This is a genomic window from Pseudoalteromonas sp. NC201 (genome assembly GCF_002850255.1).
Taxonomy (GTDB): domain Bacteria; phylum Pseudomonadota; class Gammaproteobacteria; order Enterobacterales; family Alteromonadaceae; genus Pseudoalteromonas.
The window spans coordinates 3,375,079-3,391,969 of sequence record NZ_CP022522.1 but is presented as its reverse complement, the minus strand read 5'-3'; the positions used below and the strand labels follow the sequence as shown (position 1 = coordinate 3,391,969).

Genomic DNA, 16,891 nt, shown 5'->3' with positions numbered 1-16,891 from the left:
ATAAACAAGTGATTACTCAAAGTCGAGTTTCATTTCATTTAGTTTAGCTTTGAGTTTACCGTAGCGGATCTGCTGTTCACTATCCAACTCAGACTGATTTAGCAAAGTAGTACAACGCTTTGCTAAATTGGAATTAAAAGTACTTCCTGACTTAGCACAACTATCACTCATACATTGCAGTAAATTTAGCGCTATTCCCAAGTTTTTAGGCATAATTCTAAATGCTTGAGTGAATGCCTCCAAAGCGGTTTCATATTGTCCTTTGTTAAACTGTGTGACCGCATGGTTATTCAGCTCTCTAGGACCCATAGTGATCTCTTTTTTCTCTTGTTGCTGCTGATATAGATAGTGCATTGTGATGGGATCTGCGCTTGAGTTATGGCGTTCACAGTGTGCAATAACTTGACTAAATAGCTCCTGAGCTTTGTGGTTTAACCCCACCTCATGTAGTGCTTTTGCTTTGTCTAAAGTGGAATCTACCGAGCGAATAACGGGTTCATCTTCTAACTGTTCTAGCAGTTGTTTCGCTTTTTTATGCTCATCTTTTAGGTAATGGACGCGGGCGTTGAGGACATCGATTTGCGCTTGGGTTTGTGCGTTTGGAAATTGCTGTTTTAAATCACTCAGGTATTGTTGCGTTTGCCTTGTGAGACGAGTAACTTGGTCTGATTGATCGGTACTCAAGGCAAAGTCTATTCCTGCTCGTGCGGCGTTCAAATACACTTCTGGTTTGTCATGGATCGAGTAGCGCGCGAAACTTGCTATATCTTTATGCGCTTTATAGCTGGCTTCATAGTCGTGATTAATTTGCGCAACTCGACCAAGTGACTGTTGCCTATTTATGTTTCTGGGTGCCATCTCAATTGCTTGCTCTAACAATTGTTGGGCATTCTCATATTGGTTTAGTTTTATTTCGAGTTTGCTCAATAAATCGAGCGCAGGAAGACGAGTTTCCGGTCGCTCTATTAAGGTTTTCAACATCTTCTGAGCGATAACATCTTCATTGTTGGTAATGAGCGCCTCGACCAAGCCTAGCTTTGCCCATGTAAACTTTTGCAGAGCCAAAACCGACTTGTAAAAAGACTTTGCTTCTTCTAATTGATTGAGTCTGAGTAGAAGTTCTCCTTTTAGCTTTAGGAGTAGGGAAGTGTAGTTATGATCTTTGTTGTCTAGTTCTAGATCTAGCGCTTTTAAGGCCTTTGAATAGTTCTTATCGTCTACAAGCAAGTTTATATGCCTTAAAGCCTGTTTACGCTTTAAAACTCGTTCTATACGGTTTTGTAGTTCTTTTATTGAAAAGGGCTTAACTAAAAAGTCATCGGGTTGGAGTTCGATAATACTATGGACTAACTCGGGGCTAGTTTCAGAAGAAATAAAAATAAAAGCGGTACTTGAGCGAATTAACTGTTTGGACCGTAACTCTTCATAAAATTGATAGCCATTTTGCTTTTTTGCTAAACCAAAAGAGCATACGATGAGATCAAACTTATTGATAGTGCAAAGCTCTTTTGCACTGTCTGCACTTTCTGCAAATTTTAAATTTCTGAAATCTAACTGTTCTAAAGATTGTTTCATATAGCTCAATGCTAATGGTTGATCTTCAACGATTAACATTTTGGCATTTTGAATAGATGGAGCTGACATAGAAACAATTTTTAGACAATGGCTTTGCTTCTAGTCTAGTACTTAGGTGTAGTTTTGAAAACAAAAATTAACTCATTTTTAGTAGGTTAGTCTATTTAGCTTATCCCAACTATTTACTGAGGTTAGTGTCAAAATAGTTAAGGGTATAAGCAAAATTTGGGAGGCTGGGTAGAGTATCTAATTAGTTAGTAAATGAGAAAAACGAGGTTGTTTCTATGGACTTTATGGCAGGTTTAAGTTTATTCAGTTTGATGTGCTGTTTGAGTATGTGAAAAGTAACAATGACTATAAATAAAGTGAAAAAGTGTCTTGTACTAGATTTAAAGTTGTAGTTTTAGCCTTGCTTAGACTTAGCGTGATGTTTTGTATCGGCCACTCTATCTAGAAAATAAAGTGGTGGGTTGTACTGGACTTGAACCAGTGACCCTCGCCTTGTAAGGGCGATGCTCTCCCAACTGAGCTAACAACCCAAATTGTGTTTCAATTTATACTCTTGAATAGAGTGATGGTGGGTTGTACTGGACTTAAACCAGTGACCCTTGCCTTGAACAGGCTTAGTGCGATGCTTTGCATCGACCACTCTATCTAATAAAGAATAAAGTGGTGGGTTGTACTGGACTTGAACCAGTGACCCTCGCCTTGTAAGGGCGATGCTCTCCCAACTGAGCTAACAACCCAAATTATATTTCAATTTATACTCTTGAATCGAGTTTAATGTCCAATTCTAATCTAAGAGTAGAAGTGGTGGGTTGTACTGGACTTGAACCAGTGACCCTCGCCTTGTAAGGGCGATGCTCTCCCAACTGAGCTAACAACCCAAATTGTGTTTCAATTTATACTCTTGAATAGAGTTTAATGTCCAATTCTAATCTAAGAGTAGAAGTGGTGGGTTGTACTGGACTTGAACCAGTGACCCTCGCCTTGTAAGGGCGATGCTCTCCCAACTGAGCTAACAACCCAAATTGTGTTTCAATTTATACTCTTGAACAGAGTTATAGTGGGTTGTACTGGACTTAAACCAGTGACCCTCGCCTTGCTCAGGCTTAGTGCGATGCTTTGCATCAACCACTCTATCTAATAAAGAATAAAGTGGTGGGTTGTACTGGACTTGAACCAGTGACCCTCGCCTTGTAAGGGCGATGCTCTCCCAACTGAGCTAACAACCCAAATTGTGTTTCAATTTATACTCTTGAATCGAGTTTAATGTCCAATTCTAATCTAAGAGTAGAAGTGGTGGGTTGTACTGGACTTGAACCAGTGACCCTCGCCTTGTAAGGGCGATGCTCTCCCAACTGAGCTAACAACCCAAATTGTATTACAACGTCTGCCGTTGTGGGGCGGTATTATAGGTTTAGTTTGAAAAGAGTCAACACTTAACTTTAAAAAACTATGCTGTATGATGTTTTTATGCTCAACGCTTTAAGCTCTTCATTATAGAAGAGGTGAGGGGGCTTATATTTTTGGTCCTAGAATCATCTTATTTTGGGGGAAAGTAAGTTGCTGTGCTTTGCATGTTATAGCGCGAAATTAAGCAGGGTAGGATACCATGCGGAATAAGAAAAGAGCCGTAAATCACTCTGGCCTAATTGGATTTAAAACAAAAAGGCAGAGGTTCGGTAACTATGCGTTTTAAATTGTGTAATAAATAATCCAATTCAAGGTGTTAGGCTTGCAAAGGGGAGCGATTTGGTTATATTCTACGCTTCTTGATTTAAAATGAATCAGTTAGAAAAAACTTTCATAAAAGTTGTTGACTTTATTTTTTCTCCTGCATAGAATGCGCCCCGCACTCAGCGATACAGGCTAGCAGTTCAGGTCTGACTATTATGGGGCTATAGCTCAGCTGGGAGAGCGCTTGCATGGCATGCAAGAGGTCGACGGTTCGATCCCGTCTAGCTCCACCAATTTATCGTTAGTGCATATGTCCTAGTACATAATTCAAATGGCAACGCCTCGAGTGCGAAGCTGTTTGTTATTGTGTCCCCTTCGTCTAGAGGCCTAGGACACCGCCCTTTCACGGCGGTAACAGGGGTTCGAATCCCCTAGGGGACGCCACTTACTTCGGTAGGTAACTCGGTTAGCAAGAGTATAAACCGCTAAATCAAGTCCTAGTGACACAGAAATAGCAAGTCTGTGATTTGCAAAAAATTCTGCGTCCCCTTCGTCTAGAGGCCTAGGACACCGCCCTTTCACGGCGGTAACAGGGGTTCGAATCCCCTAGGGGACGCCACTTACTTTAGTAAGTAACTCAGTTAGCAAGAGTATAAACCGCTAAATCAAGTCCTAGTGACACAGAAATAGCAAGTCTGTGATTTGCAAAAAATTCTGCGTCCCCTTCGTCTAGAGGCCTAGGACACCGCCCTTTCACGGCGGTAACAGGGGTTCGAATCCCCTAGGGGACGCCACTTACTTTGATAAGTAACTCGGTTAGCAAGAGTATAAACCGCTAAATCAAGTCCTAGTGACACATCTGTGTCCCCTTCGTCTAGAGGCCTAGGACACCGCCCTTTCACGGCGGTAACAGGGGTTCGAATCCCCTAGGGGACGCCACTTACTTTGGTAGGTAACTCGGTTAGCGAGAGAATAAACAGCTAAATCAAGTCCTAGTGACACATCTGTGTCCCCTTCGTCTAGAGGCCTAGGACACCGCCCTTTCACGGCGGTAACAGGGGTTCGAATCCCCTAGGGGACGCCACTTACTTTGGTAAGTAACTCGGTTAGCAAGAGAATAAACAGCTAAATAAAGTCCTAGTGACACAGAAATAGCAAGTCTGAGATTTGCAAAAAATTCTGCGTCCCCTTCGTCTAGAGGCCTAGGACACCGCCCTTTCACGGCGGTAACAGGGGTTCGAATCCCCTAGGGGACGCCACTTACTTTCTGTATTCTACTCTCATCATAAAAATGTTCATATTTTCCTTTCATTGTTGTTTAAGTTCAGAATTCTGCTAGTTTTTATATTAACTTTCTGTTGTTCGTTAAGTATTCATACCAATTTTCCTTAGTACTTGCTCACTTTAAAAGAGTAAATCTGATGATAATAAGGCAAGATTTTCTCGCCTCAAAATAGAGCACTTAAATAAGCATATTGGTATCAAATCATATTTCACTATGATCTCAATCAGTCTTTCGGTGAAATCTCTTACGGTTTTTAAGAAAGTAATAATTTATTATCTATTGCCCTTTTTAATCGAGAGCGAGCTATGACAAAAGGTAGAGCTGATTACACAGGAAAAGAGAATGATTATCCAAGTTCTTACAATCTACTTTCAACGACAAACGTAAAAGGTCAGATAAAGTATGCGAATTCGCAGTTTTGTGAAGTTGCAGGGTTTTCACTTAGTGAGTTAGAGGGGAAGCCCCATAATATCGTTAGGCATCCAACAATGCCTAAAGCCGCTTTCAAGAACCTATGGGATTATATCGAAACGGGTAAACCTTGGATGGGAATGGTTAAAAACCGCTGCAAGAATGGCGATCACTATTGGGTTAATGCTTTTGTTACTCCTATTAAAGATGCATCAGGTAAGACTGTCGAATATCAATCGGTAAGGACAAAGCCGAGCCGGGAGGTCGTTAACCGTGCAGAGGAAATCTACGCAGATTTAAATAATGGTGTATCACCAAGTAAATTTACTCGAGCTTCTTGGTCTTTGTCAGCTCAAATGATGGCAATAATAATTGTTTTCTATGCCTTAACCATGTTGATCTCAGCTTTATCATCACCTTGGAATTACCTCGCTGAAACTCTACTTACTCTTGCTGTTTTATTTATTACTTATTCTCGCCTTGCTCCAGTGCGGTCGCTCAGCGAAAAAGCAAAAAAAGTATACGATAACCCTCTGATGCAAAAAGTGTATCTCAATAAGGTTAATGATGTTGCATCTATAGAGCTTGCTTTACTCGCTAGAGAATCCGAGCTTCGGGCTGTGCTTGGGCGTGTTAAAGATGCTAGTGCCACCGTTTCAGAATACGCAACCAAAACGATGCAAGAATGCAAAACGAGTTCTGATATTTTAAATCGACAGCAAGCGCAAACCGGCTCCTTAGCAACAGCAATTAATCAGATGTCTGTTTCGATTGGTGAAATAGCCTCTAATACTAACAATGCAGCGCAGCAATCCGAAGCGGCGCTTGAATCCGTTGTGAGAGGCAACAAAGCCGTTGATGACAATATGGAGAATAATTATGCTTTATCGGAAGAGCTATCTCGCACTCAAAAAGACATAGAAGATCTTAATGCGCAAACGGTTAACATCGAAGGGGTTGTTGATGTGATCCGTGGGATCTCCGAGCAAACCAACTTACTCGCTTTAAATGCTGCTATCGAGGCTGCACGTGCAGGTGAACAAGGCAGAGGGTTTGCGGTTGTTGCTGATGAGGTAAGGGCGCTTGCGCAAAGGACACAAGATTCGACAACCGAGATTAATGGTATTATTGCCGATCTGAGGCAACGAGCAGAGAGGGCAGTTACTGCAATTCAAAGTGGAGTAGAGCGTTCTTCTGAATGTGTAGTAAAGGCAGAAGGCACTAAAGTGAGCCTTGAAACGATCAACACAATAGTAAATGAAATATCAGGTTTGAACTATCAAATTGCGACATCGACAGAAGAGATGTCGAGTGTTTCTAATGAGCTGAACGCAAATGCAGTGACAATTTCAGGTCTTGCGGATGAGTCTATGAAAAGTGCGCGCAAGACGCATGAAACGATGAAAAATACAGAGCAGGCTTTAGAAAACCAAGAAGTGCTCGTCGAGCAGTTTATTCGCAAATTAAACCGTGCCCACCGTTGAGTGGATAACTTAAAGTAGTACAGCACCGACAGGGTTGTTTATGGGGGAGGCTAATCAGAGCTATTTAACCTGAGGTTTGGATAAGGAATGAGCTAACTCATTGTTTTTAATACCACATTAAATTATACCCTTATCTAGCCAGTCAGTTTTAGGGATAACAAGGCGAATTTATGCACCAATAGCTGGCTATTGGAAGTGAATTCAACGCAGTTAGCGCTAAAACTGGCTGCTAGAAAGGCATTAATTATCCCAAGCTCAGGTTATTTAGCTCTGATTAATAATAGTAGTCAACGGAGCGGCTCTAATACCAATTGCTATAATTAAACGTTGTAGCCGTCTTCAACCCCTTTCACGGCATAAGCTACAGCATCATGGGCGTGAAGGGATTCGTAATGGTTGATTTTAACGTAGAAATCTAAATAAGTTTGCTGGTTTAGCAATGCTTTTAACTTCCTCGCTGCATCTTCACAAAACATTAGGTTTTGGCCGTTAAGGCGCGCAAATTCTTGTTCATCTTCTCGTTTTACTGCGGCTTGAACAGGAGTTTTTAACTCGTTTTCAACCAATTCGATCAGATCTAAAATCTCAAACTCACTACTATTATCTGTGAGCTTAACTTTTATATTTGCAATCGAGCGCTGAGAGTGGGGGGTTGCAACGATCCCTTCTGTGCTACCTAGCCAGTCATGCACACTATGGAAATCTAATTGTTTACCATCAAAAGCTTGTTGGAAAGCGTTTTGGATAAGTTGACGAGACAGTGCAGCTGAACAGGGGCAAGTAGACGAGTAAGCAACGTCAAGCGCCAGTTCTAGCTTGTAAATACCGTTTATCAACGTCGCATCAAGGGTAATTGGGTATGATTTCCATCCCATTTTTTTACTTAAAAGCGAAGGGCGTCTGATAGGCAATTCAAACTGTAGTGTTACTTTTGCACCTGTACTTAAGTCGTTATGCGTACTTAAAAAGTTATCTAACAACTGTTTTAGAGTTTTTGGTGTAAGTATTTGCTCACAAGAAAGCGTGTCAAGAGCAAGAAAGAGGCGTGACATGTGAATGCCTTTTGCGTCTTCTTTTTGCAAATTAACAAAAGCATCGGCTTTGGCTGTAACAGTAACTTGATTTAGGCCTTTGCTTTCTAATACTAAAGGCAACTCTATGTTACCCATGCCTACCCAGTCTAAAGTTCCCGTTTGTAACGCACTAGCACTGTGTGCAATGTCTGGCATGTTATTTTGCATCGACGTTCTCTTTTCTCACGACTTAAAAAACGGGCATATTACACGAAATCAGATTAAGTTGGGATGGTGAGCTTAAATCTATCCGCACTAAATTAGATGATTTGTGCATTTAGTGATACAGAGTCTCATTTCTGTTATCTATCATTCTGCTTTGCGTACATGAAATTGACTGAATGATCTGACCCTGCAATTTCTATACTCGCTTATTACTAGGGCTTTTGTATAATATTTACTTTGAGGGCTTGAAAAGCAATTCAGTCAGGCTCAAGCGGTAGAATATAAACTTGCCTGACAAGTGTTTAACAATGGTGAAGTAATAATATGACAGAAAATTCGTTTGGCTCATGGGCTCGAATTTTATCAAACTTGGTAGAAAAATACGGCAACAAGCGGGCGTTTGCCATCGCTTATGCTTTTACGCTCTTCGTTGCAGTTATTCTATCTTGCATGTTTTACTATGTTGCATTAGGTGTAGTTGAAATTGTCGATATATCGGCACTCTTTTTCTTAACTGCTGTTATTGCGCCCGCTCTTATCATGATGTCCGTCGCAGCAATGAGGGAGGTGCATTCATCCAAGGCTTATTTGGAGTCGGCAACACAACAAGAAAAGATGCTGAACCAAACGCTAAAGGATAATATTAATCGTTTAAATAGTGAGATTGACGAGCGTAAAATTGCTCTGCATGCTAAACACCGCGCGATAGATGAATTAAGAAAAGAAATTGCAGAACGTAAAAAGACCCAACAAGAACTTGCGCAGCAAGGTATGTTGCTGCGGAGTATTGTTGATTCATCTCCTGATCTGTTCTATTACCGCGATGAAAACGGTGTATTCGCAGGTTGTAACAAGATGTTTGAATTAGTGATGGGCAAAAGCAGTGAAGAACTAATAGGTAAGTCAGTCGAACAGATATATTCAAAGCAATATCTTCCAAAAGTACTAGAAACAGATAGCCAGGTATCAGAAACACAGCAACCATTAACACTTGACGTTGAGTATCCTGTTGAAGGCGAGTCTCGTTGGTTTGAAATGCGTAAGCTGCCATTTATCAACGATAACGGCGAATATATAGGCTTGCTGGCCTTTGGCCGTGATATTACTAGTCGTAAAGAAGCTGAGCAGGCGTTAGAAACTGCGTATAAGGATAAAGGAAAGTTTATTGCTACGCTAAGTCATGAATTAAGAACCCCGCTTAATGGTATTGTTGGTCTGACGCGCATGATGTTAGACACTGATCTGACGGCGCAACAAAAAAGCTGGTGTAATACCGTGTTTTCAAGTGCGGAGACGCTTGGCAATATTTTTAACGACATCATTGATTTAGATAAAATTGATAGGGAGCAGCTAGATATAGCAACGGACAGTATCAATGTCTCTGATTTTATAAATGATGTGGTCAACTTTGCAGGCCTAATTGCTGATCAAAAGGGCCTAGAGTTTACTATCAATCGCTCTGGAATATTGGACGTTTACGCATTACTCGATCCGACACGTTTGCGTCAGGTACTCTGGAATCTAATTAATAATGCGGTTAAGTTTACCCACAAGGGTAATGTGACGCTGGAATGTCGCCGCGAGAATCGAGATGATGGACCATGGCTGACAATTAGTGTTATAGATACTGGTATGGGAATATCCGGAGATCAGCTTGAGCGGATCTTTGAAATGTATTACAAGGCTCCGGATGCATCTGGTAGCAATGCAATTGGTTCAGGAATTGGCCTTGCTGTTACTAAAGCTCTCGTTCAGGCTATGAAAGGAACGATAGCGGTTACTAGCCAAGAAGGTAAGGGGAGTCGTTTTGATGTTGAGATCCCATTACAGCTATGTAATGCACCGAAAGAACAGAGCTATGCTGGTCGAAGTTTGTACATTTTACTTGTTGAGGATGTGCCGTTAAACGCGGAGATTGCGACAAACCTATTAGAGCAGCGTGGACATGAAGTTATTTGGGCTGAAACTGGCGAGGATGCGCTCTCATTTGTTGAGACTGAGGATGAGCTAGACCTAATTCTATTGGATATGCAGTTACCAGATATAAATGGTGACGTAGTCGCGCGTCAAATAAGAGAAGACAGTCACTTCGATCACTTACCGATTGTAGCCTTAACCGCGAATGTTAGAAGCGCTGAGCAGGAGTTAGAGGGGATCAGTGTTCAGGGGGCTTTGGCCAAACCAATAAATACCACTAAACTCGACAAAATGCTCGCAGAATTATTTGGAATTGAGGCACAAAAAAACAAACAAAGCATTGATATTCGAGAAGCATTGTCACAGCCCGAATACTCAGATTTAGATATAGAGACCATTTGCGATTTTGTTGAGTCTATGGGGGCTGCTGCATTCCAAAGAAGCTGTGACCTATTTACCAAGCTCAATCCTAAGTACTGTCAAGAACTCAGAGAGGCTGTTGCACAAAATGATATTGAGGAATACGGTGCGGTTGCACATAAAGTTAAAGGTGCTGCTGGCTCTGTAGGGTTGCAACTTGCCCAATTACAAGCAAAGAAAATGGAATTAGAGTCAGAGGGTAAAGAGGAAGCGACACTATTGGATTGGGTATCTGAGTTAGAGGTTAAAATAGAAGAAGGGCAAGAAGCCCTTCATCCATTAATTGCAAAACTCGCTGAAGATCAGTAAAAACGATTATTGAGCGTCGAGTTTACCAATGAAACGGTAACCTTCACCGTGAATTGTACTGATTAATTCAGGCGTGTTGTTATCAGTTTCGAAATGCTTACGAATACGACGAATAGTAACGTCAACAGTGCGGTCATTTGCGCGAAGTTCACGACCTGTCATGTGCTTGATAAGCTGTTCACGGCTAAAAATACGGCCTGGAGAATCTAGCATTAGACGGAGTGCTCGATATTCACCTTTTGGTAGGCGCTTTGAGTCACCTGTTGGGGATGTTAAACAGCGACTGTTTTCATCTAGCTCCCAACCATTAAAAGTAATAACGCCGTTGCTATCAATTGTTGACTCTTCTGCAGACGTGCCAGTACGAGAGATCAGGTTGCGAGCACGAATCGTTAGTTCACGCGGGTTAAATGGTTTTGTGATGTAATCATCAGCACCAATCTCAAGACCAAGAATGCGGTCAACATCATTGTCACGACCTGTTAGGAAAATAAGGCCGATGTTTTTCTTCTGGCGTAATTCACGCGCCAAAATTAAACCATTTTTACCAGGAAGGTTGATATCCATGATTACAAGGTTTACATCATCATTTGATGTCAGCTTGTCATGCATGTCATCGCCATCAATGGCTTCGATTACTTTGTAACCTTCCGCTTCAAATAAACTAACGAGGTTCAGTCGAGTTACGTCTTCATCCTCTACAATTAGAATGACTGGCGTTTGCATTATTAATTAACCTTTTCGGAATATATAATTTACAATGTGTCCGGACTTATATAATAAATCCGAATATTTACGATTATAGGAGCTTATCCAATTGTTAACAAGTAAAATCAGTTGGGATGAAACTTGGATACGGCAAGCAGCCTTGAGCGCACGATGAAGTACTGTTTTTCTAGGGCTTGCTTATTTATATACAGTCGAATTTTGCTCCCTTCTTGGACCAAAGAAGCAATCCCGCCTCTTTCTAAAAACTCAATACTTTCGCCCACGGTCAACATGTTTGACTCTATTGTATCGGTCCAAGCGGACAGTATATCATTTTCGTTAGTTTCATCAATGTATGTGATATCGCAAGCGCTGGAAAGTTCCTTATAGTTCCACGTTTTTTTTGCTTCTACGAGTTTAATCGGTTTTCCTCGCACGTTCAGCTTTGTTGCACTTTTTAGTTCAGAAGCGGGTCCTGATTCGAGAGAATAAAAACAGAATTGGAAACTGGACTTTGTGTTTTCGTCGGGAAACTCGACGAATTTTGCCATCTGATAGAGAAAAGCTGAGCGAACCTGATCTGGGGATTTTGCAGCTGAATATAAGGAAACAAATAAAAGCAAAATAGTCAGATTAATCAACCTCATTTTAGATCACCTGAAAGTGGGAGCGTTATAATAAATTTGGCACCTTGGCTAAATTCTTCATCTAAGGTGATTGTTCCCCCAAGTGCTTGAGTTACCAAGTTATAAACTAAATGCATACCTAGACCGCTTCCACCCTCACCTCTACGAGTGGTTACAAACGGATCGAAGATACGCTTTTTAATTGCTTTGGGAACACCCATCCCGTTGTCTGCATATTCAATCGCGAGTTGCCCCATTGATGACTTTACTGTAATTGAAATACTGTTGTTTTGTTGGTCTTTAAAGCCATGGAGTAAGGAATTAGATATAAGCTGCTCTAGCACTTGTTGTAATGGTCCTGCTTTACTCTCGATGGCAAGTCCAGTGTCACAGTCAATGGTCACTTCAGGCTGTTTCGTGGAGAGTTCAGCTCGCATAGATGCTACGACTTCAGTAAGCAGGTTTGACAAATCTATTCGTGAGTTCACTTCTAGATCCTGGCTTACGGCAAGGCGCTTAAAGCTAGAAACCAACTCAGCCGCTCGGTTTAGGTTGCGGTAGATGAGATCAAGGTTTTCAATTCCATCTTTAACAAAGCGCTCTAACTGCTTGGAGGTTAAAGACTTTGTTTGAAACGCTTCGCGAATATCGGATAATTTATCTCTTAATAGCGTAGATCCTGTAATACCCAAGCCGATAGGGGTATTTACCTCGTGCGCAACGCCAGCCACCATCTGCCCCAGCGAAGCCATTTTTTCGTTCTCGATGATTTGGTTTTGATATTGATGCATACGCTCTAAAGCGTTCAGCAGTTCTTGGTTAGCCTCTCTTAGCGCAATTGTGCGTTGATTAACTTTTTCCTCCAAGCTCTGGTTGAGTTGTTTTATTTCTTGCTTGTCAGCTTTATGACGCTCTAGTTGATTTTCGGTGCGAGCTAACATGATATTTAAATTGTTCGCCAGCACGTTTAGTTCTGCGATATTGCTGCCAGGAGCTCTTGCACTGTAATTATGGTTCTTCGAAACGTCTTGCAATAGCGTTGAGAGTTCTTCAATTGGCGTCGCTATACGCTTTTGGATCCCTCTTGAAACTAGCAATACAAGGAGCAGGACGAATAAGGTGAGTGCAATATCTACCAGTATTTTTTTATTAATATAGTTAGAAAGTCGCTCAAGACCCCCGCGAACATACACATAACCTTCAATATTGCCTTCATAAACAACAGGTTTGATTAGTTCAATGTAATCTTCTGAGACCTTAGGGGTCTTCAACTCCTCTATTTGATTAACTTTTAGCGGTACCGGTGGTGTTCGACTAGCGTTGTAACTGGTAAAAAATACAGGGGTGTTGGTTACGTCATCCATAGCATATATATGGATGTTTTTAATTATGTCTACTTGCTGAAAAGATTTGAGGCGTGCATCTTCGGTCTTTCGATCATCGAACAAAATAGTGATCTGAGAATTAAAAGCAACGATGTCAGCTATCATCTCTATCTTATTGATGATTAATTGCTTTTGTTCTTTTACATCAAGGTAAGTGGAAATAGAAATGGATAAAGAGAGACACAGCGCAGTTACAAGCATCACTGCGCTGATCAATACTTTTCTGATGCTTGTTTTTGTTAATTGCTTACTCATTCTTATTCCAGCTGTATGATCAGCCTTGGCTGCGGCTACAGAGCTTTTGAGATTCAGTAACTCATTATAATAAAGTAGAGCAAATCTTTGAAAATGAAAAGATAAAAGGTCGGTTTGAGTGAAGGTTTACTTGATATATGCAAGTAAACCTTAGAGCTAGTAAACTACTGCGCTTTATAGATGGCAAATTTAGTGTTTTTAGTGACAACTTCAAACTGTTCAAATTGAGCTTCTAAAATAGGAGGATATTTTAGGAAGCTATTTGCAACCAACTGAATATTAGACTTGGTATCCATATGACGCTTGATGTTATGTAGAAATTGTTCAGCGATATCATAGTCTGTTGAAAGGCCCGTATGAAATGGTGGGTTGCTCAATATAAGGTTGAATTTACCGTTTAGCTCACTTAAACCATCGCTAAGCAGCAAAGTTGCACCGAGGTTGTTCAAAGCCAAGGTTTGCTGCGTAGCATATAGCGCAAGTGCATTGACATCTAAACAGGTGAATTTAAGTGTTGGGCTGTTCAATAAGGCGTAGCAGGCGATAAGCCCGGCACCACAGCCAAAATCTAACACTTTGCCTTTATAGGGAAGGATGACATTTTCCAGTAATAGCTGAGTCCCAGCGTCGAGCTTCCCATGATTAAATACACCGGGCAAACTCGCGGCGGTGAACTCGGTCTTGGCGATACGCACTGAAAATGTCTGTATGTAATGGCTTACGTCAAAATTTGGGTTGGCAGTAAGCTGATCAAACTCATATAAAACACAGTGTTTTGCGCTTTCTAATTTATAACAGTGTGCAGCGTGCTCTTTAAGTTGCTTTTCTGCACTTTTAACCCCACTTTTGTTTTCGCCAACAACGAGTAACCTAGTTTCAGCCGTGCTCAAGTGGCGGATGTTATCAAATACCATTTGCGCTTCAGGTTTTGATTTAGGGTAATAATAAATAACTAAATCAATATCTTGCAACTGCGGTAGTTGATGGTCTACATAACTCTTAACATCGGCAATTTTATCGGCGTGAAGGTGGTCTGCAAAATCGAAACTAAACGCATGAATTGCCGAACTTGGATTGAGCGCTTTTAATTCACGTAGGAAGCCATCGCGCTGATGGTTAATAACCAGAATATTGTTGGCAATAAGCTCTTCTTCATTACGAAGTAGTAATAAACTCGGGTTGGTAAACTGCAACGCTAACTCCTAATGAATGTACTCAAATAGCTGGGCGATGAAGCAGCCTGTTGAGCCGCTCCATTATAAAGAGGGGTTGTTTAGCTAATACGCTCGAACATTAAGTCCCAAACGCCATGTCCTAAACGATGGCCTCGTTGCTCAAACTTAGTCAGCGGTCTAAAGTCTGGACGAGGAACATAGTCATTGCTTTGCGACTGGTTTTTATAACCAGGTGCTGCACTCATCACTTCAAGCATATGCTCGGCATAGTTTTCCCAGTCAGTTGCCATATGGAACACACCACCGACTTTAAGCTTTTGGCGTATTTTTTCAGCAAACTCAAGTTGTACAATGCGACGTTTGTGGTGACGCTTTTTATGCCACGGATCAGGGAAGAATAACTGTAATTTAGCAAGGCTGCCATCAGCGATACAATCTGCTAAGATTTCAACAGCATCATGTTCAAAAACACGTAAGTTAGTGATGCCTTGTTCATCTGCATCCATCAAGCAAGCACCTACACCTGGACGGTGTACTTCTATGCCAATAAAGTTTTGTTGTGGGTTATTTCTTGCCATCTCAACGAGAGACTTACCCATACCAAATCCAATCTCAAGAACGACATCATTGCTGTTACCAAATACTTCAGTAAAGTCTAGCAAACCTTGTTGGTGTTCCAGTCCCATTGTTGGCCAGCATTTTTCTAGCGATGCTGCTTGGCCTTTAGTAAGACGTCCTTCACGCTTAACAAAGCTACGCACTTTTCTGATGTACTTGCCTTCTTCCTGCGCTTGTTCGAGCGCACTTTTGCTTGATTCGTTCATGGTCATTTCTATGCTCGTGAAAATGGTCGCATATTATCGTCATTCAGTTGGCAATAAACAAGTATAGAGTGAAACTTTACGTGGTGACTATTAAAGCGATTGTGATTACACTGGCGGCTTTGTAGCAAGTACTAGTCAAGTTTATGAAAGTTAGCCAGCAACAAGCTAAGTGGTTTGGTGAGCAAGTTGTGTCTTGGTATCACCTTCATGGTAGAAAAACACTGCCGTGGCAACTCGGAAAAACGCCGTATAAAGTATGGGTTTCAGAGGTGATGTTACAGCAGACTCAAGTAACCACAGTTATTCCTTATTTTGAGCGCTTTATGGCGCGCTTCCCAACGGTAATTGCGTTGGCCGATGCACCGGAAGATGAAGTGTTACACCATTGGACTGGGCTTGGTTATTACGCCAGAGCAAGAAATCTTCATAAAGCTGCAAAGGTGATCAGAGATAGTTATAAGGGTAAATTCCCACAAACATTAGAAGCGGTGATGGACTTACCGGGCATTGGTCGCTCTACCGCAGGTGCGATACTCTCTCTTGCGCTTGGTCAGCATCATCCAATACTCGATGGTAATGTTAAGCGGGTACTCGCTAGGTTTTATATGGTTGAGGGCTGGTACGGAGTAAAAAAGGTCGAAAATCAGTTATGGTCTTTGAGTGATGCCGTCACGCCAAGCGGTGATGTAAGAGCATTTAATCAGGCGATGATGGATTTAGGCTCAGGCGTATGTACCAGAAGCAAGCCAAACTGTGATGTTTGCCCACTTGCTGAGGAATGTTCAGCGTTCAAAAATAATCGGGTTAAAGAATTTCCAAACCCTAAACCCAAAAAGGAGAAGCCAAAAAAACGTACTCACCACTTAATAATTAAATGTGATGATAAAGTTTTGATGGAGAAGCGTCCTTCGAGTGGAATATGGGGTGGGTTGTTCGGCTTTTTTGAGTTTGCAGAGCAAGATGAATTAGACGCGTTTGTTAAGCAGCAAGAACTTAAACTTGAATGTACAAATACACTTGAACCTTTTGTGCATATTTTTACGCATTTTGAGTTAACTATTACCCCCGTGGTTGTAGAAGTAAAAAGCATGCCAGATTGTGTGCATGATCAGCAATTACTGTGGTTCGATACTCATAATCCACCAGAGGTTGGGCTCGCTGCGCCGACTAAAAAGTTGGTTAAAGTATTAACCGCAATAGGGTAAACTGACACCATCATTGGTGCTGACTCTCATTGAGTGCACGATTAAAATTGAAGAGGTAGATACTCATGGCACGTACGGTATTTTGTCAAAAGTTACAAAAGGAAGCGCCTGGACTGGATTTTCAACTGTATCCAGGAGAAGTTGGTGAACGTATATTTAATAACATCTCCAAAGAAGCTTGGCAGCAATGGCAGCATAAGCAAACCATGCTAATTAACGAAAAGCATCTTAATATGATGGATCCTGAGCACAGGCAAATGCTTGAAGAGCAGATGGTCGGCTTTTTGTTTGAAGATAAAGAAGTCGAAATTGAAGGCTATAGGCCACCAGAAAAGTAAAGCGTCTTTAATGGGTAAGTAATCAACTGGATGAGGCTTCAGGTAAAGGGACTACA

Annotated in this window: 11 protein-coding genes and 13 tRNA genes; 11 read left to right on the top strand and 13 right to left on the bottom strand. The window is 41.4% G+C overall.

The annotated features are described in order from the left end of the window. Window positions 1-12: 12 nt before the first annotated feature. From PNC201_RS14835 to PNC201_RS14805, 7 genes are all read right to left on the bottom strand, one after another. Window positions 13-1,644 (bottom strand): tetratricopeptide repeat-containing response regulator, encoded by a 1,632-nt coding sequence (locus tag PNC201_RS14835; protein ID WP_102057494.1) that lies wholly within the window; start codon window positions 1,642-1,644, stop codon window positions 13-15. Window positions 1,645-2,038: 394 nt separating this feature from the next. After that, a tRNA-Val gene (locus PNC201_RS14830) sits at window positions 2,039-2,114 on the bottom strand. 131 nt (window positions 2,115-2,245) lie between these two features. Further along, a tRNA-Val gene (locus PNC201_RS14825) sits at window positions 2,246-2,321 on the bottom strand. Between the two features lie 65 nt (window positions 2,322-2,386). Further along, window positions 2,387-2,462 (bottom strand) — tRNA-Val (locus PNC201_RS14820). 65 nt (window positions 2,463-2,527) lie between these two features. Continuing rightward, window positions 2,528-2,603 (bottom strand) — tRNA-Val (locus PNC201_RS14815). A gap of 131 nt (window positions 2,604-2,734) precedes the next feature. Further along, a tRNA-Val gene (locus PNC201_RS14810) sits at window positions 2,735-2,810 on the bottom strand. Between the two features lie 65 nt (window positions 2,811-2,875). Continuing rightward, window positions 2,876-2,951 (bottom strand) — tRNA-Val (locus tag PNC201_RS14805). A 521-nt stretch (window positions 2,952-3,472) separates the two neighbouring features. On the opposite strand from PNC201_RS14805, the gene PNC201_RS14800 reads away from it, so the two are divergent. From PNC201_RS14800 to PNC201_RS14765, 8 genes are all read left to right on the top strand, one after another. Continuing rightward, a tRNA-Ala gene (locus PNC201_RS14800) sits at window positions 3,473-3,548 on the top strand. A gap of 75 nt (window positions 3,549-3,623) precedes the next feature. Next, window positions 3,624-3,699 (top strand) — tRNA-Glu (locus PNC201_RS14795). 99 nt (window positions 3,700-3,798) lie between these two features. Further along, a tRNA-Glu gene (locus PNC201_RS14790) sits at window positions 3,799-3,874 on the top strand. A 99-nt stretch (window positions 3,875-3,973) separates the two neighbouring features. After that, window positions 3,974-4,049, top strand: a tRNA-Glu gene (locus PNC201_RS14785). 69 nt (window positions 4,050-4,118) lie between these two features. Next, window positions 4,119-4,194 (top strand) — tRNA-Glu (locus PNC201_RS14780). A 69-nt stretch (window positions 4,195-4,263) separates the two neighbouring features. Beyond that, a tRNA-Glu gene (locus tag PNC201_RS14775) sits at window positions 4,264-4,339 on the top strand. Window positions 4,340-4,438: 99 nt separating this feature from the next. After that, window positions 4,439-4,514, top strand: a tRNA-Glu gene (locus tag PNC201_RS14770). Window positions 4,515-4,845: 331 nt separating this feature from the next. Beyond that, window positions 4,846-6,435, top strand: a complete 1,590-nt coding sequence (locus PNC201_RS14765) for a methyl-accepting chemotaxis protein (protein ID WP_102057493.1) — start codon at window positions 4,846-4,848, stop codon at window positions 6,433-6,435. Window positions 6,436-6,755: 320 nt separating this feature from the next. Here the strand turns inward: PNC201_RS14765 and folE2 are convergent, their stop codons facing one another. Continuing rightward, on the bottom strand, window positions 6,756-7,676 hold the full coding sequence (folE2, locus tag PNC201_RS14760; protein ID WP_102057492.1) for a GTP cyclohydrolase FolE2: 921 nt from the start codon (window positions 7,674-7,676) through the stop codon (window positions 6,756-6,758). 321 nt (window positions 7,677-7,997) lie between these two features. Between folE2 and arcB the strand changes: the two genes are divergently transcribed. Continuing rightward, window positions 7,998-10,319, top strand: a complete 2,322-nt coding sequence (gene arcB, locus PNC201_RS14755) for an aerobic respiration two-component sensor histidine kinase ArcB (protein WP_010607596.1) — start codon at window positions 7,998-8,000, stop codon at window positions 10,317-10,319. Between the two features lie 6 nt (window positions 10,320-10,325). On the opposite strand, the gene arcA is transcribed toward arcB, so the two are convergent. The 5 genes from arcA to trmB all read right to left on the bottom strand — a co-directional run bounded on the left by arcA (window position 10,326) and on the right by trmB (window position 15,292). Continuing rightward, entirely contained in the window at window positions 10,326-11,045 is a 720-nt protein-coding gene (gene arcA, locus PNC201_RS14750; protein WP_010379411.1) for a two-component system response regulator ArcA, read from the bottom strand. A 107-nt stretch (window positions 11,046-11,152) separates the two neighbouring features. Further along, window positions 11,153-11,674, bottom strand: a complete 522-nt coding sequence (locus tag PNC201_RS14745) for a YfiR family protein (protein ID WP_102057491.1) — start codon at window positions 11,672-11,674, stop codon at window positions 11,153-11,155. After that, window positions 11,671-13,293, bottom strand: a complete 1,623-nt coding sequence (locus PNC201_RS14740; RefSeq protein ID WP_102057490.1) for a sensor histidine kinase — start codon at window positions 13,291-13,293, stop codon at window positions 11,671-11,673. The genes PNC201_RS14745 and PNC201_RS14740 overlap by 4 nt, the downstream gene beginning before the upstream one ends. A 164-nt stretch (window positions 13,294-13,457) precedes the next feature. Continuing rightward, window positions 13,458-14,486 (bottom strand): methyltransferase, encoded by a 1,029-nt coding sequence (locus PNC201_RS14735; RefSeq protein ID WP_102057489.1) that lies wholly within the window; start codon window positions 14,484-14,486, stop codon window positions 13,458-13,460. Window positions 14,487-14,566: 80 nt separating this feature from the next. After that, entirely contained in the window at window positions 14,567-15,292 is a 726-nt protein-coding gene (gene trmB, locus PNC201_RS14730; protein WP_010607600.1) for a tRNA (guanosine(46)-N7)-methyltransferase TrmB, read from the bottom strand. A 143-nt stretch (window positions 15,293-15,435) separates the two neighbouring features. On the opposite strand from trmB, the gene mutY reads away from it, so the two are divergent. Together mutY and PNC201_RS14720 are read left to right on the top strand one after the other, a co-directional pair. Next, the gene (gene mutY / locus PNC201_RS14725; protein WP_102057488.1) at window positions 15,436-16,497 is read left to right on the top strand and encodes an A/G-specific adenine glycosylase; all 1,062 of its coding nucleotides are present in this window, start codon (window positions 15,436-15,438) and stop codon (window positions 16,495-16,497) included. A 65-nt stretch (window positions 16,498-16,562) separates the two neighbouring features. Further along, window positions 16,563-16,835, top strand: a complete 273-nt coding sequence (locus tag PNC201_RS14720; RefSeq protein ID WP_010379401.1) for an oxidative damage protection protein — start codon at window positions 16,563-16,565, stop codon at window positions 16,833-16,835. Window positions 16,836-16,891: the final 56 nt, after the last annotated feature.

What these genes read in the sequence shown, in the direction of transcription:
- PNC201_RS14745 (WP_102057491.1), bottom strand. Translation starts at nt 11,674, where the DNA reads ATGAGGTTGATTAATCTGACTATTTTGCTTTTATTTGTTTCCTTATAT.
- mutY (WP_102057488.1), top strand. Translation starts at nt 15,436, where the DNA reads ATGAAAGTTAGCCAGCAACAAGCTAAGTGGTTTGGTGAGCAAGTTGTG.
- arcB (WP_010607596.1), top strand. Translation starts at nt 7,998, where the DNA reads ATGACAGAAAATTCGTTTGGCTCATGGGCTCGAATTTTATCAAACTTG.
- folE2 (WP_102057492.1), bottom strand. Translation starts at nt 7,676, where the DNA reads ATGCAAAATAACATGCCAGACATTGCACACAGTGCTAGTGCGTTACAA.
- arcA (WP_010379411.1), bottom strand. Translation starts at nt 11,045, where the DNA reads ATGCAAACGCCAGTCATTCTAATTGTAGAGGATGAAGACGTAACTCGA.
- PNC201_RS14720 (WP_010379401.1), top strand. Translation starts at nt 16,563, where the DNA reads ATGGCACGTACGGTATTTTGTCAAAAGTTACAAAAGGAAGCGCCTGGA.
- PNC201_RS14740 (WP_102057490.1), bottom strand. Translation starts at nt 13,293, where the DNA reads ATGAGTAAGCAATTAACAAAAACAAGCATCAGAAAAGTATTGATCAGC.
- trmB (WP_010607600.1), bottom strand. Translation starts at nt 15,292, where the DNA reads ATGAACGAATCAAGCAAAAGTGCGCTCGAACAAGCGCAGGAAGAAGGC.
- PNC201_RS14835 (WP_102057494.1), bottom strand. Translation starts at nt 1,644, where the DNA reads ATGTCAGCTCCATCTATTCAAAATGCCAAAATGTTAATCGTTGAAGAT.
- PNC201_RS14765 (WP_102057493.1), top strand. Translation starts at nt 4,846, where the DNA reads ATGACAAAAGGTAGAGCTGATTACACAGGAAAAGAGAATGATTATCCA.